The sequence below is a fragment of the Paenibacillus sp. FSL R10-2736 genome, from assembly GCF_038000245.1.
GTDB lineage: Bacteria > Bacillota > Bacilli > Paenibacillales > Paenibacillaceae > Paenibacillus_AQ > Paenibacillus_AQ phytohabitans.
Genome location: NZ_JBBOBN010000001.1, coordinates 2,594,189 through 2,618,971, shown reverse-complemented (window position 1 = coordinate 2,618,971; position 24,783 = coordinate 2,594,189). Strand labels below are relative to the sequence as shown.

Below are 24,783 nucleotides of genomic sequence, written 5' to 3'. Positions count from 1 at the left end.
TTTCTGCTGGCGGCACGCAAAAAACCGGAAGAATCGCAGTGTGCTGCGGATCTTCCGGTTTTTTGTGTATCTGATTCAATTACAGCAATCCGGCGTTCTTCACGGCATGTTCCCAGCTCGGAAAATAATGCAGCGCACTGCGCATTAACTCCGGATCCTGCTGCTTAACCTGCTTCTTGTTTACGGTACCTCCACCAGACTGAAGCTGCTTGATCCGACTGATTACTTCATCTGAAGCCAGCGTAATATCCAACTCTCCACCCCTTTCTGGTACGTCTTTCCATATTTTTCACAACTCCTGCGTGTTCTATACAAAACCTGCAGCAATGAAATTAATGGCTGACCAGATAGGAGGCATCCAGAATCAGTGCAACCCGCCCGTTCCCCAGAATTGTTGCCCCGGAGAGATGGTTCATCGTCCCCAAATACGCACCCAGCGACTTAATGACCACCTCCTGATTACCAATGATCTCATCAACGGCAAAGGCGGCGATCCGGTCCACAGACCGGACAATCACCAGCGGGATAGTCTTGGAGCTGCGCTCGGTCCGCGGGTAATGCAGCTTGTCTCTAAGCCAGGAGAGCGGCACAATCCGCCCGTGGTTAATAATCGCCTGTTCGCCTTGAACGATCTGAATGTCTTCGGGGGAGATCCGCACTATTTCCGCTACATTATACATAGGAAGGATCAGCACCCGGCCGGATACATTCACCAGCAGCCCCTTAATGATGGCGAGTGTAAGCGGCAGACGGATAATGAACACAGTCCCTTGGCCTGGTACCGTTTCAATATCAATGATACCGTTAAGCCGTCCAATCTGGCTGCGTACGATATCCATCCCCACCCCCCGGCCCGATACCTCACTTACTTCAGCAGCCGTTGAGAAGCCGGGCTCAAAGATCAGGTGGATGGCTTCTTGAGCGGTTAAGAACCCGGCCTGTTCTTCAGTGATGATGCCTTTGCTAAGTGCAGAAGCTTTGATTCTGGCAGCATCTATGCCCTGCCCGTCGTCCTCCAGGCGGATAACCACCTGATTCTCCTCGTGGAAGGAGGTGAGCGTAATCATACCCTTGGGAGATTTCCCGCGCTCTGCCCGGACCTCCGGGCTTTCAATCCCGTGATCGGTGCTGTTGCGGATCAAATGGATCAACGGATCACTCAGCTCTTCGATAATCATCCGGTCGAGCTCGGTCTCGCCGCCCTGGATCACGAGTTCAATCTCCTTCCCCAGCTTGTGGGCGAGATCCCGCACCAGGCGCGGAAAACGGTTGAACAATTGATCCATCGGCAGCATCCGGGTCTTCATTACACCTTCCTGCAGCTCTTTAATAATAGTCCCCATGTGATCCGACACTCCGCCTATACCCGGCAATACCTTAGCCGGATCATTCCGCTGGCCGGCTGCGCTCAGATCGGCCAGGGAGGTCTGCTCGATCAGCAGCTCGCCTACCAGATTCATCAGATGATCCAGGCGTTCCACGCTGACCCGGACTGTCGGCTGGGCGCTGTTCCCCCGTTGTTCCTTGTTCGGAGATGACGGCGGCCCCGCCAGTAACGGTTCAACCGCCGCCGCTGCGCCAGTAACCGTTGCCGGACCGGGCACAAAGGGAGTGATGACAATACCCTGGACATCTGAATCACCTGCTAGCTGTTCTGATATCTGCTGAATTTCTTTGCCGGCAGCGGCCACTACAGCAAACCGTATATAACGCGAGTCTTCATCTGCTCCGGCGGCCGCAGCTGCCGGCAGCGCGACAGCAATGACCTTTCCGCATACATCTTCCATACGCTGCAGCAGCATATAATACCGTGCCGCCTTCATCAGGCACTCCTCTTTGAGTGTTACCGCGAGGGACAGCAGCGAGTACCCGGCAGCCACGGCTTCTTCGGCCAGGAGCATCTCCGCCGGACTTAAGACGGGCAACCGGACCGGCAGTGGTTCAGCCGGCTGATTAATCAATGCCTTGATCTCCGCAACGACGGCGCTGCAGTCGGCGTAATCCCCGCCGCTGATATATTGGGTGCGCAGCAGCTTCATGGCGTCCAGCGCCCGGAAGAGCGTATCAATCAGCTTTCCGGTAATCTCCGGTTTCTTCTCCCGGACCCATTCAAGGGCATATTCAACCTCATGCGTCAGATCGCTCATTTCACGGAAGCCCATGGTTGAGGCTGAGCCCTTGATCGTATGGGCTGCGCGGAATATCGTCTGGACCAGCTCAGGTGCCGGTGCATGCTCCAGCGTGAGCAGGGATTGGTCGATCCGCTCCAATTGCTCATTCAGCTCTTCTATGAAAATATCGCGGTAGGCAGACAATTCCATCATCATTACTTGTTCCCCTTCCTAACCGCCCAATATTTCCTCGAGCTTGAGAATGCCAATCAGCTGATCATCCCGTTGCCCAATCCCGTGGAAGACCGCTTCGCGGCTGCGGTTATGCCCGCCTGCCGGAGGGTGTATCTCAGCATACGTAGTCACTTTATTGACCTTATCCACAATGAGTCCCACGAATTCCTCCCGGTAGTTGACCACAATAATCCTTGTATTCCGGGTGTACGGCTCATCCGCCATCCCCAGCAAATTGCGCAGGCTCATTACACAGACCACTTTACCGCGCAGATTGACCACACCCTTCACTTCATTCCGGGTGAACGGGATGTCTGTAATGCTGAGCATTTTGATAATTTCATGAATTTCTTCGATACGGATTGCACAGGTTTCGGCTCCTACAGCAAGCTCGATATACTGTTCCTTCTGTAAGGATGACATGGCTTCACCTTCAGTCTGTAGAATTAATGAGTCTTGAACGCGGCAGCGGACTGGGCTAAATCCTCGGATAACAGGGCCAGCGCCTGGCAGGTAGCTGCCGTTTCCTCTGAAGCCGCTGCGGATTCCTCGCTGGAGGCGGCAATGGACTGGACCGAGCTCATCACTTCGGCTGCCTGGGCGGATTCCTCTTCACAGGCGGCAGCAATTTCATTCACTTTGAGTGAAGACGTATTAACCATACTGATAATCTGTTCAAAGGCCTGGCTGGTCATCGAAGACTGCTCAACGCTTTCCGCTACTGCCCGGACGCTTTGCTTCGTATTCTCCTGCATGGCCTTGATGATCTTCGTGATTTCCTTCGTGGCATCACTGCTGCGCTCGGCAAGCTTGCGGACCTCATCCGCCACCACTGCGAAGCCGCGGCCCTGCTCTCCGGCGCGAGCAGCTTCAATCGCCGCATTCAAGGCCAGCAGATTGGTCTGCTCGGCAATATCATCAATTACTTCGATGATATCTCCGATTTTGCCGGAATCCTCTTCGAGCTGTTTCATCTGGTGATTGACAGTCTGCATTCCCTGCAGCGAGGTCTCAACCACATATCCGCCTTCCCGGGCCGTGCGCACCGTCTCATTCGACAGCTCCGCCGCTTCCTCTGCACTGGAGGCTACGGAATCAATAGCCAGCGACAGCTCCTTGAACAATTCGGTAATGTTCGTTGCCGCTGCAGACTGGTTCGTGCTGGTGCCAGCGATTTCCTGGGTACTTGCCGAGATTTGCTCGGAAGACGCAGCCACACTCTGTGAATTCATAACAATCCCGTTGATCAGATCCTTCAGGTTATGAACCATCCGGTTCAGGGCAGCAGCCAGCTGGCCTACTTCATCCTTGGTGGAAATATCAGATTGCTGGGTCAGATCACCGTTCGCCACCTCTGAGGCCAGCCGCAGCATCTGCATAAGCGGTTTGGAGATGGATCTGGCGATCAGGTAACCTATAAGAATGCTGATGATAACAGCAGCCGAGACAACTGAGATGGTGAGCACCAGCGAGGAGGAATATGCTGATTGGGAGTGGCGGTTCGCTTCCTCGGCCAGCTCCACGTTAAATTCGATCAGACCATCCAGGTTCGCAAGCACTTTCTCTCCCTGCGCAGTCAATTGGGTGGTCAGGAATGTATTAAATTGAGCCGGATCATCCAGTTCAGCCAGAACAAGCGCTTCCTCAAACAGCTTCAGATAAAGCTCATACTCTTTGTCAAAATCGTTCAGCAGCTCTTTCTCCGTGCCGGTCGTGGCCAGCGGACGGTAATTGTCCACCTTCTGGATCAGATCCTGCCGGGTGGATGCAATCTTGTCCTGATAACCGGCAATTTGGGTTGCATCCGTGGTGTTGCTCATATCGCGCATATATACCCGGATGACCTGATAATTGATTTTGGCAGCAGACAGATCTCTGACCGAAATCAGATTGTTGTTATACATGGCCTTCATATTCTGATTACTGCTGCTCAGCGAGAAAATGGAATACACCCCGAGTCCCGCCAGAATTAATGAGACCACCATAAAAGCTGAGATAATTTTTGTTGCTGTCTTCATGTTTCCGAACCATTTCATGTGATTTCCCCCTGTGGTTAACTTCTTAGTGTCCATCCTGCCGTAATCCTGTTGTATTCTCCCATAACACTCTCCCATCAGCCGGACACATCAGCTATATTTCGACATTTTTCGTTAAATAGTTAATATAATTATTTTGCATTAATAATTTTTTAATTATTTTCCTGTAATGCGCTTCCACATTGTCTATATGTAACGGTTATCCAGCCGGCTGCGTTAGACATATTCAGCTTGACAGAACATCTAAAAAAGTTATAAATAAACATAATTAGCAAATGGTACAACCCTACATATACACAACGAAAAGAGGACTGCTCATTGACAACAAAAGTACCTTTGGCTGAGAAAATGGTGTTCTCCGGCGGCCTGCTGGGCCAGAATATGCTGTACAGCTTCATGTCGATGTATATTCTGTTCTTCTACACGGATCTGCTGGGCATTCCGGCGACTACCGCCAGTGTCATACTGGTAGCAGCGAGCATCTTCGATGCTTGCCTTGATCCGCTGATGGGCATGATTACCGACAAAACACGCTCCAGGTGGGGCAAATTCAGGCCTTATCTGCTGTTCGCCCCCTTCCTGATTGCACTGGCAACCATCGTCTGCTTCTGGGACTTCGGCGGCTCCTCTACGACAACGCTGGTGATCGCCACCGTATCGTATCTGCTCTGGGGTATGCTGTATACCGTCTGTGATACGCCGCTTTGGGCCTTGTCGTCCGTCATCTCTACAGATCCGGGTGAACGGACATTGTTCGTCACTTTAGGCAAAATCGGCGGGACCCTCGGTGCGGTCGTGATCACAGTCGGCGGCATCCAGCTGCTGCTGGCCTTCGGCGGTGAACGGAGCACGCAAGCCTATCTGTATTCTGCAATTATTATAGGAATCATTGCTGCGTTATCTATTTTGCTGACGGGAATTCTTACCAGGGAAAGGGTCGCCCCTTCACCCGTGAAGATCTCGTTCCGGCAAAATCTGCAAACGGTGTATAAAAACAAACCGCTGCTCACCCTGCTTGCCTCGCTGCTGATTATCAACCTGGTCAACGGCATCCGGCAGAGCATTCAGCTGTATTATGTGGTCTATGTCTGGGGAGATGCCGGTTATGCAACCCAGGTCGGGATTAGCCTTGTTGTAGGCATGCTGCTGGGAATGACGGCTACGCCGCCGCTTTTGCGCCGCTTCTCCAAGAAGAAGGTATTCATCCTATCCTGCATTCTGGGGAGCTTGTCCTGCATCCTGCCTTACCTTCTCGGTGACCACAATGTTATGACCACTCTGGTGTTCTTCGCGGTCAGCTTCTTCTTCTCGGGCATGACAACCATTGTGAGCACGTCCATGCTGCTGGATACCATTGATTATTCGGAGTGGAAGCTGGGCTTCCGGGGCGAGGGGATTGTGTTCTCCACGAACACCTTTGTCACTAAATTCAGCGGGGCATTGTCACGGCTCATTATCGGTGCAAGTCTGGGCCTGCTCAGCTACGTTGAGAATCAGCCGTCGACTCCAAGGCTCCAGCAGGGGCTCAGCTTCGTGATGTTTCTCCTGCCTGCCCTCTGTTTCCTGGCCGCAATCCTGCCGATTCTGTTCTACAATATCAGTGATAAGCAGCGGCTGCAGACTCTGAGTGATTTGGAGAATACCCGGTCCGTATAGAAGGGAACTCAAGCATTTATCTGATATAAGGAGTGATCATGAACATGGATATATCCACAATGGCAGCACTGATGTCCCCTCCCGATCTGACAGGCTGCCGCAGAATATTATGCGTACAGCCGCACCCGGATGATAATGAGGTGGGTATCGGCGGGACAATCGCCTCTTTGGCGGAGCGGGGCTGCGAGATTCATTATTTGACCGTGACGAACGGGGATCTTGGTGCGGTGGACGAGCATATGTCTTCTGCCGAGATTGCAGCCGTCCGCGCACGTGAGCTGGAAGCCGCAGGGCGGTCGCTGGGTGCCACAGTGTTCCACCAGCTGGCCCACGGCGACGGCACCCTGGAGCATATTCCGGCGCTGGCAGAAGAGATTGCCGGGATCATCCGCACCGTGCAGCCGGATGTTATCCTCTGTCCTGATCCGTGGCTGAGCTATGAGGCACATTATGATCATATCGTTACTGGCAGAGCCGCAGCCCAGGCCTTCCTGTCGTCCGGACTTCCGCTGTATCCCCGAGGGACAAGCACCCGCCCCTGGCAGCCGAAGGCCATTGGTTTCTATTTCACCTCGGAGCCTAATACGGTGATCGACATTACAGACCACTTCGAGCGGAAGTTCGCGGCCTTAGCCCTGCACAGCAGCCAATTCAGTGAAGAGACTCTGGCGATGTACCGGATCTATTTCCGTGAAAAAGGCCGCCAGCTCGCTGAAGGCAAAGACTTCGAGCTTGGTGAAGGCCTGAAGGTGCTGTCCCCGCTGCATCTGCATTGCTTCGTGGATGCCCGGCTGATCTAAAGTGTATTAACATATAGAAGAGCAGCACTTCTCACCTAAACGGGAGATTTGCTGCTCTTCTTTACGTGGAATCTATGAACTTTAGGCTTGTTCTAGGATCTCATTCCTTCTCCAAGGCGAATCTCAGCAGACGGCTCAGCGCCGCAGGCAGTACGCTGACATGGCTCTCACCGGCGAATTCATTAAGACTCGTCTGCAGGCCATGCTCTGCCAGAGATGCCAGCCGTCCGGGAAGCTTCCCGGCATCCTCGACCATATGCTCCAGCTCGTCGGCACCGACCGTAATGAGCAGCTTACGCTGCAGAGCCTTAGCAGGATATGCTGCCAAGAACTGCTCCAGTTCAGCCAGCAGGGCATAATCATTCCACCATACTGAAGGACTGCCAGCCGTATAACGGGTTACCAGCTCCGGACGCGTGAACAGTGCGTGCAGTACAAGTAAACCGCCGAGGGAGTGGCCGAACAGCGCCTGACGCTTTGTGTCTACCCGGAACAGGCTGGCGATCATCGGCATAATCTCCAGCTGCAGCAGATCGAGGAATTCGTCTGCCCCGCCGCTCTCCGGCCATTGGCTGCCATCCGGCCGCTTGGGCAGCTGCTGCTCCTCAGCCGGCATGGTGAAATCATAGCAGCGGCGCTTCATATCGAAGGGCTCACCGGAAGGATAGCCGATCCCCACCACTACTACCGGATCATAACCATGCGGTTTGCGGGTCTGCAGACGTGCAGATTCGGCCAGAGTATGGAATACGGCATGGCCGTCCAGTGCGTAGATGACCGGATACCCCTCCGGCGGGGCTTCTCCAATTGGATGCGAGATCAGAATCCGGTACTCCCGGCGTCTTGCCCCGGCATAAATGACATGTTCCTCACAGCCAAGATGCGGGTAGCTCCGTTCATTCGTTATAGTCATGGCGCGAGGATCTCCAGAACATCGTCAATGACATTGCTGTAGGCAACGATACCGCCGCCCAGCCAGTAACGGTCGTCCACATCATAGACCTTGCCGGCCTGGACGGCAGGGATGCTTTTCCAGAGTGCACTCTCTGTGAGCTCCTTATAAAAGGTTTCTCCGGTATTAGCTGTATCGTTAGCCAGGAAGATATAATCGGCATCGATCTGCGGCAAAACCTCAAGCGATAACTCCACACTGTTCTCTGTAGCAACAAGATCGCTCTTGGTAATTCCCAGCTCTTCCGCCAGTACAAACCCGCCGTAAACACCGCCCATCAGGAACATCCCCCGCGAATTGAACCGGATAATCAACGCCTTTTTGTCTTGGATATGCGGAGCCAGGGTTGTCTTGGCCTCCTCTACCTTTTTGAGGTAATCTGCAAGGCCTTTAGCCGCTTCCTCCTGCTTGCCGAGGAGATCACCCAGTATCGTTACGGAGCTGTCCAGGTCACCTGCCGCCTGCTGGAAGACATAGGTCGGGGCAATTTTGGAGTATTGCTCATAGACACCATTCTCCGCATAGTAGGAGTTATGCAGCACAATGAGATCAGGCTGCATCGCCATCACAACCTCAGGTGAGGGCAAGCCGCTGGTGAAATCAACAAGCGGAACACCGGCAAGCTGATCCTGAAGATACTGCTGTCCCTGGCCTTTATTGGACCACTGTCCCACCGGCTTGACGCCGAGCACTACCAGAGAGTCTTCCATATATGGAGCAAATACTTTCGTTGGAGCAGCGTTTAATGTAACCACATGTCCCAGTTCGTCCTGAACCACTAGCGGATAGCCGGTTGCCTCTGCAGCTTCAGCCACTGCCGGCTCCACTTCAGGAGACGTTGACGGTGTCGCTTCTGCGGCGTTTGTCTGAGCGGCTCCATTCCCGGCCCCTCTGTCAGCCGCCGAATTGTTGCCGCAGCCCGCCAGCAGCATAGTCACGAAGATTAGCGCTAACAGGGCCGGGATTCCTGACTTCTTTCTCTTGGCTGAATTGACCTTATGATCTTGCATGTTTTATCTCCCCCTAGTGATAATCATTCTCATTACTAGGGATTATAGAGGATAAACAGAAGGGTAACCATGGACTGTATCCTGTTCCGGGCTTGGACTATTTCCTGTAAACATCAGAACAGCCTCCTCCAGCATCCGGTCCAGCGCTACCGCCGAATATTCAAACCAGGGATCTGACGGCAACAGGTCCAGTTTACCTGACTGTACTGCCGGCAGATTACGCCAGCTCTCACTGTGCTGCAGGGACAGCCAATGGCGCCTTGTGGCAAAATCAGGACAGATGATCAGCATTAACCGCTGCGGATTCAGCAATCTGACTTCCGCAAGCGAAATCGGCTCATTATACAGCGTACCGGAGCCGGTATATGCCGGCTTCAAGACAAGTTCGCCATAGATCACATCACGGATTCCCCTGTTGCAGTAAGCATGCAATTGATCTTCGTATAGGCGGAGCACCATACAGCTCTCTTCACCCGCGGCGGCGGCCACCTGCTCTCTGGCATGGCGGGCTTTGTGTTCAAACCGCTGCAGCCACTGGCTGCACTGCTGTTCCCTGCCCAGAAAAGCAGCGATCTCCCGGAGCTGGACATCCCAGCGGTCCTGTTCGCGGGGGATGAAGAGGTTCTGGCTATTGCGCAGCAGATGCTCCTCCCATGCTGAATCCCAGGCATCGTGGCCGATAATTGCCTCCGTCCGGGCATTGATCAGCTTAGCCCGCTCAAGCTCCTGGTCCATCAGGTCTACCCTAAGATGTGTTTCAATCCGGTCGTAATACTTGTTGAAATAATAGGAAGTCCATTTGGAATCCAGCGGAGCGGCCACCGGGATAATATCCAGGGCCAGCAGTTGCCCGACCGCAGCTGCAGAGCAGGCGGCAACCCTCCGTTTATGTTGACGGATGAACGACGAAGGAGGGACTCCGGTTTCCTTTTTGAATTTGCGGCTGAAATAGAATTCATCGCTGTAGCCGACTTTATGAGCGATCTCACGGAGCAGATAATCCGATTCCTGCAAGTATTGCTTGGCCCGGCTGATTCTCAGCTCTGTCAGATAGTCCAGCGTGCTCTGTCCGAACGTTTTTTTGAACAATTCGCCAAAATACTTCGGCTTCAGTCCGGCCATACCTGCAAGCTTATCAATGGACAGCGGTTCATGATAATGCTCCGCTATGTATTCCCGGACGGCCGCCAGGTTAAACCGCCCGCCTTCCGGATGAAGACTACCCTCCAGCAGCTGTTCCCACTCCATACGTACTCCTCCGTTCTTATATTTCTTATATAGTGTCATATTGTTATGCAGACCGCAGCAAATGCGGCCGGCTGCAGAATATCAGCTATACAGCGATAATGATAATCATTATCTGTTAAAAACTCAATAAAAAAGAACGCCAACGGGCACTCTTCTCTGGATTGATGTTAAAAATCAATAAAGTTCTAGACTGAAAAATAAAGTGTTAGATTCACAAGGCTTCATTAAACTAACTGGCAGTTTAGCGTAACTAAAATCCTATTCGATTTGTATTTTATAGTGTTATTTTTGTATAATATACTAAACGTAAGGGGGTTATTTCTTGGATGCTATTCACATCAGGATAGGACACAACTTGCAACGTGTGAGAAAGCAAAGGCAGTTAAGCTTGGATAAAGTGGCAAATTTAACTGGGGTTAGCAAAGGTATGCTACATCAAATCGAGCGAGGGGACACACAGCCAACAGTGACCACCGTTTGGAAAATTGCAACGGGACTTAATATTTCTTTTTCATCCCTAATTAAAGACGACAAATCTACAATATCAATCGTTAATCGAAAAGAAGTACCAGATATAACGGAGGATAACGGTAATTGTCTAGTCTATTTATTATTTCCATTCCATCCGCAAACTCAAATAGAAATTTTCACGATTGTATTAAAGCCTAAAGGGAATTATGTTTCCACACCCCACAATGAGGGTGTCCAAGAGTACATTACTGTTGTTACAGGGGAATTTAAAATCATGATTAGGGATGATGAGTATACCCTTCCTACAGGAGGCGCTATACGGTTTGCAGGAAACGTTACACACAAATATATAAATGACACGGATGAAGATGTCATCCTACAAGTTGTCATGCATTATCCTGAATCGTAAAACTGGTATGTAATTCATGATGTGATAAGGAAGTGCTGATATGGTTGAAAAAGTATTTTGGACAACCCCATACTTAACAAAACTAGATACTCACATAGCCAGTGTAAATGGCAATGACATTACAGTGGAACGAACCATCTTTTATGCTTTCTCTGGTGGACAAGAAAGTGATACAGGATTGATTGGTGGATATTCCGTACATCAAGCAAAGAAAGATGGTCATGAAATCATTTATACAGTTGAAGAAGGGCATGATTTAAAAGTTGGTGATCAAGTGACGATGACCATAGATTGGGATCGTCGTTACAGACTTATGAGACTACATTTTGCTGCGGAGGTTGTATTAGAATTAGCTTACAAACATTTGAAAAGTATAGAGAAGACAGGCGCTCATATCGCTCAAGATAAAGCCCGAATAGATTTCGTATGGCACGAGAACATTTCAAAATCATTTTCTTTGATCGAGAAAGAATCTCGTGAGATCATTGTGGCAAACCTCGACATCATTAGTGATTTCAGTGACGAAGGAAATGGAAGAAGATATTGGGAAGTTAAAGGTTTTTCAAAGGTTCCCTGCGGTGGAACTCACTTGAAGAAAACAGGCGAAGTTGGAGAAATTAAGTTGAAGCGTAACAATATTGGGCGAGGGAAAGAAAGAATCGAAATCTATGTAAGTGAATAAAAGCTAATTATTTCTTATTTAACGGGAAACGCTAGGCAGATTAAAACGAACAATTCATTTTCGAAAGCAGGTGAATAACTTGACAGTGCCACCATTGCTGGATGGAGCAAATGTTTTGATTTATACAGCAAACGAGCATTGCAATAATTACGGATATGTTTTGTTCGAACATGATAACAAAAAAGTGGGTATCACTGCTTTCGCAGTAGCTAAATATGACGGTGACATAGGGTACTGTTTATTTTCTTGCGACTTGGATTGGAATGTTATTGGTGGCACTCTGCACGATTCACTACAGGAAGCTAAAGAATGCGCAAAAAATTCAAGCGATATACCGGTAAATTGGATACCAATAGGCATTCATCATTACGAAATCTTAGTCGAACGTTTTAAGAATAAAGAATACGGCATTGAAGAATTACAGAGCAGATTAAACACCGCTTTAATGCCTGATCCTCCAATAACTGAAATTTCGAATAGACTCTTAGACTTGGAGAATGATTTAGAGAGTATCCTTTATACCCAGTCAGATTCAGAACAATATCGATTAGCGGTTAACGTTTTGGATGCCTTCATTGATTTTTTACGGAGAGGTCATTAAACTAACGGGTAACGTTAGCTCAATAACAACCAGAAGGCAGCCGATCAACATGCTCAGCTGCCTTTGTTCAACGAATGGGCAGTTTGACTCTGGTCTAGTAACAATAAACCACACCTGCATTGAAATAGTCATACCGTGGTTCTAGTAAATTCGCTAATATAATGCCAAGATTATGGTGCACCTATAAAATGGGAAATCAGTGGAGATGAAATTTATGATTAGAGTTGCAAAACTGGAGGATAGGAAAGATATATCCAAACTTTTGACGCAATTAGGCTACCCGGATACCGAATTTTTTATTAAAGAGAACATGGAAAGACTTCTAGCTGACCCCAACGAAGAATTAATGGTATATGAAAATGAAGGACGTGTTATTGCCTGTATTTCCATTCATTATATCCCTCAGTTGGGAATTAGAGGTGATATCGCTTCTATTAGTTACCTTGTTGTAGACTCCTCAATAAGAAGTAAAGGAATTGGAAAGGAATTAGAGGAATTTGCCTCTGCCTCTGCCAGAAAAAGGGGATGTGACCGTATCCAAGTTCATTGTCATTCCAGAAGAATAGATGCTCATAAATTTTATGAGAGACAAGGCTTTAAGGAGGCTCCTAAGTACTTTTCAAAAATGTTAAACAAATGACGGACTAAACTCTCACTAGCCTTTATTGAAACGAAAGCAAGCATATTAATATTTAACTAACGGGAAATGTTTATTTAACAACAACAGCGGCAGTCTAAGACTTTATTTATCAAGTCTTAAACTGCCGCTGCTTCTTTTGATTGATCGGTTTAAAACTTAAACAATTAATATGTTATTCTGCTGAATCTGTTATTCACTCGGCCAACCGGTAATAGGGGATGTACAGCGATGGCTTGAAGCCCAGCTTCTGAGCCAGTCTGTAAGAACCCTCATTCTCCCGGCGGCAGCCCCATACCGGCTCCAGCCCTTGCTCCAGGCAGTAATCAATCAGCGCAGAACATACGGAGAAGGCAAAATGCTTCCCCCGGTGGCCCGCTGCCGATTCAATCCCAATCTCCAGCTGATCCGCTGTACGGTACGCCGAGAACGCACTCGAGGCGCTTTCCCCCTCCCAGAGCAGGGTGTATCCTATGCCTGTACTTAGGAAATGCTCTGCATCTCTCCAGAAATAGCGCGGAATCACAGCACCTGATTGCCCGTCAAACAGCCCGGCAGTCATCTGAATAATTACTGCATCCTGCCGGAACCATTGCTCCTTCGCACTGTGGTAGACTTCCGGATCAAAGGTGAAATTCACTCTGGTATGGGTGTACATCCTCCGTGTATCAGCCGATTCAGGACCTGCCTCAACCACATTTAGCAGTGCGTTATGCTCAGTAATCATAGACTCAATCAACGGAGACCAGCCTCCTGCCGGATCCCCCTGCAGCCATTCCGGAGACTGCCTGTCCCCTATCTTGTTGGTAATATAATCATATAAGCTCCGGTTAAACGCCTCATTGCCTGAATCCCCATAGACCAGTGACATTCCATAATCATGGGCCACATAAAAGGTACGGGGGTTCTGCACATTATCCACATAAACAGTGCCGGTAGTCTGTCCCTTGAGCACTGCTTCGGCAAACAAGGTGTTGATCTTCACTTGACTTAACAGCGGCAGAGCCAGGGCATAGTCCCGGCTATCCAGCTTCAGCATCATTTTCTCCTCTTTTCTCAGGATTGATTATATGTATTGTACAGCCAGCGGAAATTCCACTCAAAAATATGGGAGCCCTCCCATGTATCGAATGGTGCCGGAATTCCCTTGGCGAGCCAGAAATCCGCGTTCTCCCCGCTCCGGGCAGCCACTGCGGCATAGGCCTGGATCTCTTGAAGATAACTTAACATTTCAGCGGTGCTCTCACGTCCGGCAACCCCTCCATGACCAGGAATCAGCCGGGTGAAGTCCATCTCGCGGCCAATCCGTTCCACGATTACTGCCCAGGCTTCAGGGAAACCATGCAGCATAGCCGGATGGGATTTGCTCAGCACCAGATCCCCGGCGATCAGCACCTTCACGTCAGCAATATATACCATCGCATCGCTGCAGGTATGCCCGCCGCCATAAGTGAACAGCTGTATGGACCGCTCTGACCCGTGGATATCAAGCGTATCCTTGAATGTCACAGCAGCTGTTACTCTGCGGATCGCAGGCGTTGCCTCCAGCAGGGCCTGCTTTTCCGATATTTCATATCCCAGCGCTGCCTGCAGGCGGGTGTCCACAGCAGTAATATGAGCCTCCTGAAGCCCTTCAATCTGCTTCTGCAGCCCTTCCTGCCATTCCCCAAGCTCAGGCGGACCATTCGTTGTCAGCACTTCACGGGTAAGCTCCGTGGAAATGATGACACAGTCGGCAAACTCCATATTCCCGTAATGATGATCCCCGTGATAGTGGGTATTCACTATGTATTTGACCGGCTTCCCCGTCAGCTGCTCAGCCGTCTCCCGCAGGAGCTTCGCTGCCCCGGGCAGGCTGAAGGTATCCACCACGACTGTGGTATCCCCAAGATCTATAATGGACGCATTGCCTACCGCGCCCCGGCCCGGAATAACAATCGCTGCCCACACTCCCTGTGCTACTTCCTCTACCGTGAACATACATATCCTCCCATTTATATTCTTACTTATTATACCTTAATATGGCATGCACTTATTGACTAATTATTTGCAGGGAAAAACAGGAGTAAAAACAGATCATTGTCCCCTGAAATCGTATGTTATAATACATTCAATGTAATTCCATAGCCTTCATTCTGATTCGACCTGAAAGGAAACGATCTATGATTATTCCAGCACCTGAATTGAACTTCACAGCATCCCCATTTTATAATCCCAGCCTCAAAAATGTAGTTATTCTGGCTACCGGCGGCACCATTGCCGGCAGCGGCGAAGCGCATAAAACCTTGAACTACGAACCCGGTGCCCTGCCCGTGCAGGATCTGCTGGATAGTGTGCCCCATCTGGAACGGCTTGCCAATTGTGCAGGCGTGCAGGTCAGCAATCTCTGCAGTGCAGATATCACCAGCGAACACTGGCTTACACTGGCAGCGTACATCAATACACTTGCTCTCCGGGAGGATGTGCACGGCTTCGTAATTACCCACGGCACCGACACCCTGGATGAGACCTCCTATTTCCTGAACCTGGTGATCAAGACTGACAAACCTGTGATCATTACCGGCTCCATGCGTCCGGCTACTGCCATCAGTGCGGATGGACCGCTGAATCTGTATCAGTCTGTTGCACTGGCGGCGAATCCGGATGCGTCCGGACAGGGCGTGATGGTTGTCTTCGCCGAAGGCATCTACAGCGGGCGGGATGTGCAGAAGGTGAATACCTTCAAGGCTAATGCCTTCGATGAGCGTGATTTCGGCTGCCTGGGCTACATGCGCGACAGTCATGCCTTTTTCTATACCCGGACGCTCAAAAGACATACGACTGCTTCACAATTCGATGTATCGGCCATGACCGGACTGCCGGAAGTATCCGTAGCCTACTTCCATGTCGACGCCGATCCCGGCATCCTGGATTATCTCGCCACGATCTCCAAGGGCATTGTGATTGCCGGAGCAGGCGGAGGCATCTACAGCAAGCCGTGGATTGATAAAGTCGGCGAGCTTAAGAACAATAACATCCCTGTGGTCCGCTGCTCGCGGATCTCAAGCGGAATCACACTCAAGGACTCCTACATTGACCTGTCCGCCAATTCCATTCCCTGCAACAGTCTGGTGCCGCAAAAAGCACGGATTCTGCTCTCCCTGGCGCTGACCCAAACCACCGGATACGACGAAATTGCCGCAATGTTCAACGAATATTAAAACACTAAATATCACTCTAAGAGGGTGTCCCGTAAGCCTTATAATGGCTACCGGGACACCCTCTTTTTTGAATGAAATCAACATGTGCACTTGAGAGGAAGCTGCGTGAACGGACCGTTGTTCCAATCGCTTTGCTCTTCAGCTTAGAAAATCAGTAGACTAAGGCGAGTATTAAAACAAGCTGCAAATGACCAAAAACGCAAAGCGGCGATCTTCCAATAACAAGAGATATGCTCTGACTCTACTTATAGAATCTATTTATAGACTCTACTTATAAGACGCCACTTTTTTGTCTGCAGGCAGCTATTACCCGGCTGCGGATGGAAATTCAAACATGAGGACGGCACCGCCTTCCGGGCAGTTCAGGGCGGTAATCTTACCGCCGCAGCGCTCCACGATGGCGCGCGAGATAGCCAGACCCAGCCCGGAATCACCATTTTTTCCTTTGACGAACCTGTGAAACAGACTGGGCAGCAGCTCCTGCGGAATGCCGGAGCCGTCATCCGAAACTGTTAATGTGATCAGTCCCTTGCTTACATAGCCATGGACATCAATCTTCCTGTCTGCATAACGCGCAGCATTGGATAATACGTTCAGCAGTGCCTGAAGCAGCTTATCACGGTCAGCCCTCAGCATCAGCCCGGTGTCTCCGGAGATTTCAGTCTTGAGCGACAGCTTTCTTGCAGCCAGCTGCGGATTGATCCGTTCTACCGCCTCAAAGAGCAGTTCTTCGAGATCGCAATCTACCGCCCGGAATATATCCTCTTCGCTGTCCAGCTTGGCCAGTAGCGTCATTTCACCCACCAGGTCACGCAGCCGTCCGCTCTCACCCAGAATAATATCCAGCCCTCTACGGACATCCTCACCTTCAAATATCCCGTCCCTGATGCCCTCCGCATAACCGGATATCGACATCAGCGGTGATTTCAGCTCATTCGAGGCATTCTGGAAGAATTGCTTCTGTACCCGGTTGAACCTGTGCAATTCTCCGGCCATTTCGTATACGGTCCGGGCCACAGAACCGATCTCCCCACCCGCCCGGATCAGATTCACTTCGGCAAACCGGCGGTTTTTCACTTTTTTGAGTTCCTCGCGCAGGCTGATCAGCGGATCAATCAGCTTCCTTGTGATAAACAGGCTGAACAGGAACATCACGGCTGCACCGGCGGCAAAGACAAGAATCAGACGTTTGAGCAGTGCCTGCTCGATCGCTTTGATTCTGCTGACAGGGGTCAGCAGAGTCAGCTTGCCTTGGGGAAGCGCATTTACCTGCACCAGATAACGCGGGTCGCTGCCGTCCCATAAGCTCTGCAGGCTGCCTGTCTCTAATGCCGTTATGCCGGTAACCGCCTGCGCCTGTTTGGGCGCCTGTCCGGGTACAGCCGGAAGGGTTCCCGAGACCACATTCCCCTGCTGATCCGTCACAATAGCCTGTACTCCGCTGGATAGCGTAGCGTATTGAACAGGAAACAACTCATTTTCTTCAATTGGGACTGCACTTATTGCTGCGGCGGGCAGCTGCTGCATGCTGGCGGTCAGTGTTGCGCCTAGCGTCCGCAATCCCTCCTGTTCCTTACCGATGAAATGATCCATCAGTACCAAATGAATCATCACTCCCGTGATGGACAAGACAAGCAACAGAGATAATCCGAAGGCGAAGTTGATCTGATGCACCAGCTCCAGCTTCTTCATCTGCCCGTTTAGCTTCATCCGCATATTCATCATTCCTGTCCTTCTCTCATCCGGTAGCCGTGTCCCCAGACCGATTCCAGCGGTAAGCCGTCCATTTTTTTGCGGATGCGTTTGATCAGATGGTCCACTGCGCGGTCACTGCCGAAATAATCATCACCCCAGACATAACCCAGCAGCTCTTCCCGCGTAAATGCCCGGTTCGGATGTCCGGCAAACACCTTCAGCATCAGGAACTCCTTACTAGTCAGCTCCACCTCTGAACCGTGCCAGAAGGACCTCCTTTCTTCAGGAAGCAACAGCAGTCCGCCCAGCTCTATGCCTGTAGGGGAAGGCAACGCAGCTGAGGGCTGAGGCTGATGGAGCCGTTCCCACCTTTCCAGCTGCCGTTTGATTCGGGCAACCAGCTCTCGGGGACTGAACGGCTTGACCAGATAATCGTCGCTGCCCAGCTCAAGACCCAGGATTTTATCGACTTCATTATCTTTGGCTGAGATCATAATGATCGGCACCTCTGCTTGATCACGGATGCGCCTGCATAGTTCATACCCGTCCATCCCCGGAAGCATGATATCGAGCACCCACATGCCGGGAGGATCGCTTGTCCACAGGGCCCAGGCTTCTTCGGCACTTCCCAGGCCAATGGTGCAGAAATTCTCCTTATGTAAATAAGCCTCGACCAGCTTGCGTATATTCTCATCATCGTCCACAACGGCAATGACCGTTTGATTGTTCATCGTAACCCTCCACAGTTTTGTCTGCTCCATTATAACAAGCTGCGGGAGGCGTTAGAGCCCTGCCATTGTTTTTCCACAAAGCCACCAATTTCCTGCCACAGTAGAACGCTATATTGAGAGCTGTAAGACAAACCTCACCCATAAGGGGTGTTAGTTCATGAACCGTTTAATCTTGAGAAGAATGGCCCTCTCCACCCTGTTGCTGTCCTCCATCGCAACCCCTGTGTTCGCCGATGCAGACCGCACGCCGCCACAGGCCCGGAACGCCGCCGTCACCTTAAGTGCAGCCTCAGCCCCGTTGCCGGGAAGTATCCTGATTACTGCACGTATTCCAGACTTGCTGGACCTTGCAGAACGCTACGCGCCGGAAACCGTTCAGGACTGGACCGACACGCTCAGCAGATACAATAAGGCCCTCCGCCTTAATGTACAGGTGCTAACCCTGGATACAACAGGAGAAGTTACCGCTCCAGCCGTGCAATTGGCCACACCTGTAGCCTTGACAGCAGCAGCACTACCTTCCCTTGCCGGTTCAGCACCGGCAGCCGATCTTCAGCTTGCCGGAACAGACGGGACCCTTCGTGCCTTCGCAACAGGAACAGCGGCTTCATCCACTGCAGATTTCACCGTGTTTGCAGCACCCGACAGCCTCTCTTCCGATGGACTCACAGATTCCATAGCAATAACAGCTGCTGCAGCCCCGGCTCTGCTCCCGATGACAGAAGATAACGGATTCTTGAATGCACAGGCTGCACTGGCTGAAGCCGTAGAATCCAAAGATGCCACAGCGGTCAAGCACGCGCTGGGCGGGCTGCTGGAACAGTACAAGGACCTTACCAAAAAGCTTGAAGAAGCGAAGTAAGCACGGAATAACGCCTCTATAGCAGCAGTAGATACAAAAAGCAGGCCAATGGCGGGTACCTTTGGCCTGCTTTTCGTTTAGACAATCTATCATCAGGAGAGCGCAGCTACCGATTCAGGGGTAAATGCCTGAAGCTCACTCAGCCGGCCGTCACGGATTTTGACCGCCCAGGCGGGATCTCCGAGCAGCGCCCGTCCCACAGCCACCAGATCAAACTCATTGTTGTTCAGCCGCTCCACTAGTCCCTCCAGTCCCGGATGAGTCTGGCCTTCCCCTTCGGCGGGATCACTGTCCATGCCAACCGCCCCGACCGTAATGGTCGTCTTGCCTGTCAGCTTCTTCACCCAGCCGGCAAAGCTAAGATCCGAGCCGGCAAATTCGGGCTCCCAGAAACGGCGTACTGAGCAGTGGAAGATATCTACTCCGGCGTCCACAAGAACGTTCAGCAGTTCCTTCAGCTGTTCCTGTGTGTCCGCCAGTCTGGCAGTGTAATCGCCCATTTTCCATTGGGACAGACGCATGGCTACCGGATAATCCGGACCTACCGCAGCACGTACAGCTTCAACTATCTGAGCAGCAAACCGGGCGCGCTTCACCAGGTCGCCGCCGTAACGGTCTGTCCGCTGATTGGTTTTCGCCCACAAGAACTGGTCAATCAGAAAGCCATGGGCTCCGTGAAGCTCTATGCCATCGAACCCGGCTTCTTTGGCATGAAGCGCTGCAGCCGCGTAAGCCTGAATCACATCTGCTATTTCGTCCTCTGACATCGGCTCGCCTGCCTTGTTCCCCTCCAGATCCAGTCCGGACGGACCGATGGACAAGGCTTCCGGGTTAGGCTGGGAACCATTCGGGCGGATCATGCCCATATGCACGATTTGCGGGAAAATTTTGCCCCCTGCTTCATGCACCTGTTTGACCACTTCCGCCCAGCCGTTCAATGCTGCTTCCCCATAAAGCCTAGGCAATCTGGACTCACTGGTTGCTGAAGGATGGTCAATTATGGCTCCTTCGGTTATCACAAGACCGACACCGTTCTCGGCACGGCGGCGGTAATAAGCGGCTACATCCGGTCCCGGCACACCTTCAGGCGAGAAGGCACGGGCCATCGGCGACATGACAATTCGTGTCGGCAAGGTCAGCTGATGGATCGTATAAGGCTGAAACAAGGCTTGGATGGAATGATTGTTGTTCTGCGGATGACTCATGAACCGCACCTCCAATATTATTTTGGCACCCGCAGTTAAGGGGTACGAATGCAATATTAGCAATGCCACCTGCCCCATTCAACCAACAATCCGCACCATCTGTTGCTTAAGCGAAATGAAAAATGTATTGTTGGTTATCCAGGGATACCTTGGTTGGCGCAGCCGCAGATGTTTATAATAGATAAAGCATTAGTTACCGAAGGGAGCATGGATAGAGGATGCCCAGTATACTTTCACCGAACCCGAACGACCCGCGCGTCATCCGGACACGCCAGTTAATTCTGGACTCATTCGCCGAGCAGTTAAATACCATGGACTTCAATGCAATTACCGTACAGGATATCACGCGAAAAGCCACGATTAACCGGGCCACATTCTATGCTCATTTCCCTGATAAATACGCACTGCTTGAATCGTTCTTATCAGATGCCTTCACGGAGCTTGTCCTCCGCAAAATCGATGACCAGGCAGCCTTGACCGAGGAAACGCTCTATACACTGGTTGCCGCTCTTTGCGATTATCACGAATCCAGCCATCACTGCCTGAAGAAATATGATTCCCTGGCGCTGATTATTGAAGAGAATATTAAGCTGCAGCTGGAGCAGCTGCTGCAAAGGCTGCTGTCAGGAGTAGACAGCACAGCGGATAGCCGCACACTGCAAACGGCTGCAACCCTGCTCAGCTGGTCAATCTATGGGGTGACCTATCGCTGGAATAAGGAGGGCCGTCATGAATCCGCTGCTGCGCTGGCCGGCAGACTAGTGCCATTGATGAACAACGGAGTATCGTTGCTGACTCCCGCTGGCGGAGAGTGAGAAGCACGGTTCCGCTAAACAGCTTCGGATGATTGTCCCCCGCCCGGCAGGCAGCATATTCTTTCCGGACCCAGGCAGTCCCGGTGAAATCAAGTGCACTTATTTTGCTCTTCATTCCCTCCTTTTGGCAGCATTTGGCGGAATTAGTGGGATTTATCCCTTTGATTTTCGTACACAGCCCACTTTCGGCGGAATTAGTGGGATTTATCCCTTTGATTTCCGCGTACAGCCCACTTTCGGCGGAATTAGTGGGATTTTTCCCTTTGATTTTCGTACACAGCCCACTTTCAGCGGAATTAGTGGGATTTATCCCTTTGATTTTCGTACACAGCCCACTTTCAGCGGAATTAGAGGGATTTATCCCTTTGATTTCCGCATACTGCCCACTTTCGGCGGAATTAGTGGGATTTTTCCCTTTGATTTTCGCATACAGCCCACTTTCGGCGGAATTAGAGGGATTTTTCCCTTTGATTTTCGTACACAGTCCACTTTCGGCAGATGCAGTGGGACCCCTGATACAAGGACAAGTTCTTCCTTCAGCGGAAACGGATCTGCTCCAATTTTCAAAGAAAAGCATCCAGGGCATTATGCATGTTATATCCACAACAGACGAATATCATAATTTCCTGCATAACCAAAAAGGAGAGCAGCCGTTCTGCGCTCCGCACCTCCGCCGCTACTTCCGCTTCCGCTTCTTCCGCTTGCCTCCACCCTTTGTCCCGCCCTGGCTGGAATGCCTGCCGCTCTGATCCGGGCGGTTATGACGTTCCTGTAGCCGTCCCTGATGACGATCCGTCCATTCCTCCGCAGCCTCCATCTGTGCTCTGCCTCCAGGTACTTTAACCTGCAGGGAGGGCTGCCGTCTGCGCCCGGATTCTCTCCCCTTACGCAGTGCCCCCACCGCATAAATGCCCGAGAACACCAGAACAAACATAATTCCCGCGGCCAGGCCTCCCCCTTGTCCAGGAATCAGCGGCATGCTGGCAAGTATGGCGACCAGACTACCCATTGCAATCCATGAGCTGTACGGAAAGCCGCGTAACCCGCGCTGGCCCTTGAAGGGTCCTCCGTTGCGCCGGCGCAGCCGGTAGTGGCTGGCCATGATGATGAAGTAGGAGAAGAGCAGCGCGAAGCCGCCGGAGCTGACCAGAAACAGGTAGACTCCCTGCGGCAAAAGCATACCCAGTCCCAGCCCGGCCAGCATGGCACCGCCGGAAATGAGGATGCCCCGGTACGGGATATCCGTACGGTCCCGCATCCAGGCCGGAGTATGCCCTTCCTCCGCCAATGAGCGGAGCATCCGGCCCAGGCCGAATACGGAGGCCAGCATCGTCGACAAAATAGCAGACACCAGGACGATATTCATCACTGTCCCGGTCCAGCCGAGGCCATACAGGCTGAGAGCTGATACGAACGGGCTGATCTGCTCAGAGACCAGAGCCCGGGGCAGCAGCAGAAACAATGCGGTCATCGCCGCCAGATAGAGGCTGACCAGCAGCAGGATCGTCCGCCGGATCGCTCTGGGGATGGTGACTCCGGGATTGCCTGTCTCCGAGGCCGCTAGTCCCAGCACCTCAAATCCCGCATAGGTAAACATCACCATGAGCATGCTGCCTGCAATTCCGGCAATTCCCCCGGGGAACAAGCTCTGGCCGCGAACAACTTGAATACCGGCCGCGCCTTCGCCCCTGGTTCCAAAACCGGCTACTATAGCCACCGCAATCACAATGAAAGCAACAATGGCCAGCAGCTTGAAGGCTGCCAGTCCGCTCTCCAGCTTGCCCAGCCGTTCTGCCCCGAGCAGATTAAGCAGCGTTACCAGAACAATGATCCCCGAGCCCGCCAGCGCAAGCGGCAGCACAGGAAACCAGCCCCGCAGTAGAATGGATACTGCCGTCGCTTCACTGGACATCGCGAGCACAAGGCCTGTCCAGTATACCCAGCCGACCGTGAATCCCGCTCCCCGGCCGAACGCCTGCTCGGTGTACGTGCGGAATGAGCCGGGTGCCGGATTCGCTACCGTCATTTCCGACAGCGCGGAGAGGATGAGATAGACCAGAACCCCTCCGATTACATAAGCCAGCAGCACAGACGGGCCAGCCGCCCGGATCGCCACGGAAGACCCCAGGAAGAAAGAGCCGCCAACCACGGTCCCCAGGGCGAGCATCGTCAACTGCCATACAGATAATCCTTTTTTGCCCGGGTTCCCGGACTTCCGCGGCTTCTCCAGCTTCTGCAGCTTATCCAGCCTCGCCAGCTTCTCCACCTTCTCACGCTTCACCTGACTACCTTGTTTTCCTTCCTCCATAATCCTGCCTCCCGGTTTGAGATAACAGAAGTATCTGCATATTCCGGGGAAATTAGCCAGGCTGCCTGAGGGAGAATGATAATTGGTGAGATTCTGCGGGGCTCCCGGTATCCCTTGTTAGTACGTTTAGCGGCGCGGATACATCGGATAGGGATAAAAAGCTGCCGCCGGCTGCTGGGCTGTGTATGAAGGCATGCCCTTGGCGGCTTTGCCCGCATTCATACCTTCCGTCATACCGTTATATGGCATCGCCTGTGCATTGGAATGGAAGGTATTCTCTGTGGCACCGGAAATAAAACATCCCGGAGGCGGACCAAGAATAACCGATTCCTTCAGCGGCGCAACCGCCTTGGCATACTCCTCCTCATTGATACAATAAGCCCGCTGGATCACTTCTTTGGGAACTGCTCGCAGAAAGTCTGAACCATACACGATATCAGGTGTTGGCGCATCGAAGATAGTCAGGAAATGGACCTGGTCGCTCTCAGCCAGAATCCAGTGGAACCAGCCTTTGGGTAAGATGGAGACCTGTCCGGGCTTCAGATGATAGGTCATCAGCTTCTGGGTAAACGGATCGAACACTGAGGTAATCAGCTCGCCGCTGATGACGAACACCATCTCCGTCACATTCGTGTGCCAATGCGGCTGTACAATAAACCCTTTGCTCATATGCGCATTGAAGAACCCGTTCCGGATCGCCGGAAGCTGCTCGCCAAAAAGCTGTGTAATATAGTTATTGGCATCCCGTTTATAGTTAAGTACCTGGTTCGAATCGGCTGCGAGCTTCAGGTCCGGCGCCTGCAATACTGGATCCAGCATTTAATATTCCTCCTGTAAGCTTAAGTTTTGTGAGCCTGTAACTCAGCTGGGCAATCGTCCAGATACTTTATGCCGGGGAGGAATCTTTTGACACAGCAGCTTCTATAGCCCAGCAGCATAATCACTCTGACAGGTGAATCAAACGGTGGCTTACGTACGAATCAGATCACACTGGGCCGGCGGCTCAGAACCGCTTTTAAAAAAAATCCGAAGCGTCTCAATTCAGTTTTTGGACATACCGGTCACCGAGTGACAGCCTGCCTTTAGCGTCTATAATAAGATCATTTTCCATTGTAGATAA

General features: G+C 51.6%; 24 protein-coding genes. 10 read left to right on the top strand and 14 right to left on the bottom strand.

The features are described 5' to 3' along the window. Nucleotides 1-79: 79 nt before the first annotated feature. The 4 genes from NSQ73_RS11065 to NSQ73_RS11050 all read right to left on the bottom strand — a co-directional run bounded on the left by NSQ73_RS11065 (nucleotide 80) and on the right by NSQ73_RS11050 (nucleotide 4,381). Entirely contained in the window at nucleotides 80-253 is a 174-nt protein-coding gene (locus NSQ73_RS11065) for a hypothetical protein (protein WP_171716245.1), read from the bottom strand. Between the two features lie 79 nt (nucleotides 254-332). Beyond that, a complete protein-coding gene (locus tag NSQ73_RS11060; RefSeq protein ID WP_340986436.1) occupies nucleotides 333-2,327 on the bottom strand; it encodes a chemotaxis protein CheA in 1,995 nt (664 codons plus the stop codon). Between the two features lie 15 nt (nucleotides 2,328-2,342). Next, nucleotides 2,343-2,768 (bottom strand): chemotaxis protein CheW, encoded by a 426-nt coding sequence (locus NSQ73_RS11055; protein WP_042138421.1) that lies wholly within the window; start codon nucleotides 2,766-2,768, stop codon nucleotides 2,343-2,345. A 23-nt stretch (nucleotides 2,769-2,791) separates the two neighbouring features. Continuing rightward, entirely contained in the window at nucleotides 2,792-4,381 is a 1,590-nt protein-coding gene (locus NSQ73_RS11050) for a methyl-accepting chemotaxis protein (RefSeq protein ID WP_340986434.1), read from the bottom strand. Nucleotides 4,382-4,699: 318 nt separating this feature from the next. On the opposite strand from NSQ73_RS11050, the gene NSQ73_RS11045 reads away from it, so the two are divergent. Continuing rightward, nucleotides 4,700-6,037: an MFS transporter gene (locus tag NSQ73_RS11045; RefSeq protein WP_340986433.1), complete on the top strand. Its 1,338-nt coding sequence runs from the start codon at nucleotides 4,700-4,702 to the stop codon at nucleotides 6,035-6,037. Nucleotides 6,038-6,081: 44 nt separating this feature from the next. After that, nucleotides 6,082-6,837 (top strand): PIG-L deacetylase family protein, encoded by a 756-nt coding sequence (locus tag NSQ73_RS11040; protein ID WP_340986430.1) that lies wholly within the window; start codon nucleotides 6,082-6,084, stop codon nucleotides 6,835-6,837. 100 nt (nucleotides 6,838-6,937) lie between these two features. Here NSQ73_RS11040 and NSQ73_RS11035 read toward each other — a convergent pair whose 3' ends face one another. From NSQ73_RS11035 to NSQ73_RS11025, 3 genes are read right to left on the bottom strand one after another with little or no spacing between them, the layout of a single operon-like run. Then, the gene (locus tag NSQ73_RS11035) at nucleotides 6,938-7,750 is read right to left on the bottom strand and encodes an alpha/beta hydrolase (RefSeq protein ID WP_340986429.1); all 813 of its coding nucleotides are present in this window, start codon (nucleotides 7,748-7,750) and stop codon (nucleotides 6,938-6,940) included. Next, nucleotides 7,747-8,799, bottom strand: a complete 1,053-nt coding sequence (locus NSQ73_RS11030) for an ABC transporter substrate-binding protein (protein WP_340986427.1) — start codon at nucleotides 8,797-8,799, stop codon at nucleotides 7,747-7,749. Before NSQ73_RS11030 ends, NSQ73_RS11035 begins: the two co-directional genes overlap by 4 nt. Nucleotides 8,800-8,841: 42 nt before the next feature. Then, nucleotides 8,842-10,047 carry a helix-turn-helix domain-containing protein gene (locus NSQ73_RS11025; protein WP_340986426.1) on the bottom strand — a complete coding sequence of 402 codons (1,206 nt, stop codon included), beginning with the start codon at nucleotides 10,045-10,047 and terminating at the stop codon, nucleotides 8,842-8,844. A gap of 322 nt (nucleotides 10,048-10,369) precedes the next feature. On the opposite strand from NSQ73_RS11025, the gene NSQ73_RS11020 reads away from it, so the two are divergent. The 4 genes from NSQ73_RS11020 to NSQ73_RS11005 all read left to right on the top strand — a co-directional run bounded on the left by NSQ73_RS11020 (nucleotide 10,370) and on the right by NSQ73_RS11005 (nucleotide 12,850). Next, a complete protein-coding gene (locus tag NSQ73_RS11020; RefSeq protein ID WP_340986425.1) occupies nucleotides 10,370-10,927 on the top strand; it encodes a helix-turn-helix domain-containing protein in 558 nt (185 codons plus the stop codon). A 40-nt stretch (nucleotides 10,928-10,967) separates the two neighbouring features. Then, nucleotides 10,968-11,609 (top strand): alanyl-tRNA editing protein, encoded by a 642-nt coding sequence (locus NSQ73_RS11015; protein ID WP_340986424.1) that lies wholly within the window; start codon nucleotides 10,968-10,970, stop codon nucleotides 11,607-11,609. A 79-nt stretch (nucleotides 11,610-11,688) separates the two neighbouring features. Continuing rightward, on the top strand, nucleotides 11,689-12,210 hold the full coding sequence (locus NSQ73_RS11010; protein WP_340986422.1) for a hypothetical protein: 522 nt from the start codon (nucleotides 11,689-11,691) through the stop codon (nucleotides 12,208-12,210). 214 nt (nucleotides 12,211-12,424) lie between these two features. After that, nucleotides 12,425-12,850 (top strand): GNAT family N-acetyltransferase, encoded by a 426-nt coding sequence (locus NSQ73_RS11005; RefSeq protein ID WP_042138437.1) that lies wholly within the window; start codon nucleotides 12,425-12,427, stop codon nucleotides 12,848-12,850. A 193-nt stretch (nucleotides 12,851-13,043) separates the two neighbouring features. On the opposite strand, the gene NSQ73_RS11000 is transcribed toward NSQ73_RS11005, so the two are convergent. Then, complete coding sequence (locus NSQ73_RS11000) at nucleotides 13,044-13,889, bottom strand: GNAT family N-acetyltransferase (protein WP_340986420.1); 846 nt, start codon at nucleotides 13,887-13,889, stop codon at nucleotides 13,044-13,046. Nucleotides 13,890-13,903: 14 nt separating this feature from the next. After that, nucleotides 13,904-14,827 carry an MBL fold metallo-hydrolase gene (locus tag NSQ73_RS10995; RefSeq protein WP_340986419.1) on the bottom strand — a complete coding sequence of 308 codons (924 nt, stop codon included), beginning with the start codon at nucleotides 14,825-14,827 and terminating at the stop codon, nucleotides 13,904-13,906. A 182-nt stretch (nucleotides 14,828-15,009) separates the two neighbouring features. Here NSQ73_RS10995 and NSQ73_RS10990 point away from each other — a divergent pair, with 182 nt between their 5' ends. Next, a complete protein-coding gene (locus NSQ73_RS10990) occupies nucleotides 15,010-16,047 on the top strand; it encodes an asparaginase (protein WP_076243282.1) in 1,038 nt (345 codons plus the stop codon). Between the two features lie 306 nt (nucleotides 16,048-16,353). Here NSQ73_RS10990 and NSQ73_RS10985 read toward each other — a convergent pair whose 3' ends face one another. Both NSQ73_RS10985 and NSQ73_RS10980 read right to left on the bottom strand, forming a co-directional pair. Then, on the bottom strand, nucleotides 16,354-17,772 hold the full coding sequence (locus NSQ73_RS10985; protein ID WP_340986418.1) for a sensor histidine kinase: 1,419 nt from the start codon (nucleotides 17,770-17,772) through the stop codon (nucleotides 16,354-16,356). After that, on the bottom strand, nucleotides 17,769-18,473 hold the full coding sequence (locus NSQ73_RS10980; RefSeq protein WP_340986417.1) for a response regulator transcription factor: 705 nt from the start codon (nucleotides 18,471-18,473) through the stop codon (nucleotides 17,769-17,771). Before NSQ73_RS10980 ends, NSQ73_RS10985 begins: the two co-directional genes overlap by 4 nt. Before the next feature lie 157 nt (nucleotides 18,474-18,630). Between NSQ73_RS10980 and NSQ73_RS10975 the strand changes: the two genes are divergently transcribed. Then, complete coding sequence (locus NSQ73_RS10975) at nucleotides 18,631-19,335, top strand: hypothetical protein (RefSeq protein ID WP_340986416.1); 705 nt, start codon at nucleotides 18,631-18,633, stop codon at nucleotides 19,333-19,335. Between the two features lie 92 nt (nucleotides 19,336-19,427). On the opposite strand, the gene NSQ73_RS10970 is transcribed toward NSQ73_RS10975, so the two are convergent. Next, a complete protein-coding gene (locus NSQ73_RS10970; RefSeq protein WP_340986415.1) occupies nucleotides 19,428-20,540 on the bottom strand; it encodes an NADH:flavin oxidoreductase in 1,113 nt (370 codons plus the stop codon). 218 nt (nucleotides 20,541-20,758) lie between these two features. On the opposite strand from NSQ73_RS10970, the gene NSQ73_RS10965 reads away from it, so the two are divergent. Together NSQ73_RS10965 and NSQ73_RS10960 are read left to right on the top strand one after the other, a co-directional pair. Continuing rightward, on the top strand, nucleotides 20,759-21,355 hold the full coding sequence (locus tag NSQ73_RS10965; protein ID WP_039293935.1) for a TetR/AcrR family transcriptional regulator: 597 nt from the start codon (nucleotides 20,759-20,761) through the stop codon (nucleotides 21,353-21,355). Between the two features lie 83 nt (nucleotides 21,356-21,438). Further along, on the top strand, nucleotides 21,439-22,104 hold the full coding sequence (locus NSQ73_RS10960) for a hypothetical protein (protein ID WP_340986413.1): 666 nt from the start codon (nucleotides 21,439-21,441) through the stop codon (nucleotides 22,102-22,104). Here the strand turns inward: NSQ73_RS10960 and NSQ73_RS10955 are convergent. Together NSQ73_RS10955 and NSQ73_RS10950 are read right to left on the bottom strand one after the other, a co-directional pair. Beyond that, nucleotides 22,032-23,663: an amino acid permease gene (locus NSQ73_RS10955; protein ID WP_340986412.1), complete on the bottom strand. Its 1,632-nt coding sequence runs from the start codon at nucleotides 23,661-23,663 to the stop codon at nucleotides 22,032-22,034. The two genes, NSQ73_RS10960 and NSQ73_RS10955, sit on opposite strands and share 73 nt — an antisense overlap. Before the next feature lie 126 nt (nucleotides 23,664-23,789). Further along, nucleotides 23,790-24,482: a cupin domain-containing protein gene (locus NSQ73_RS10950; RefSeq protein ID WP_340986411.1), complete on the bottom strand. Its 693-nt coding sequence runs from the start codon at nucleotides 24,480-24,482 to the stop codon at nucleotides 23,790-23,792. Nucleotides 24,483-24,783: the final 301 nt, after the last annotated feature.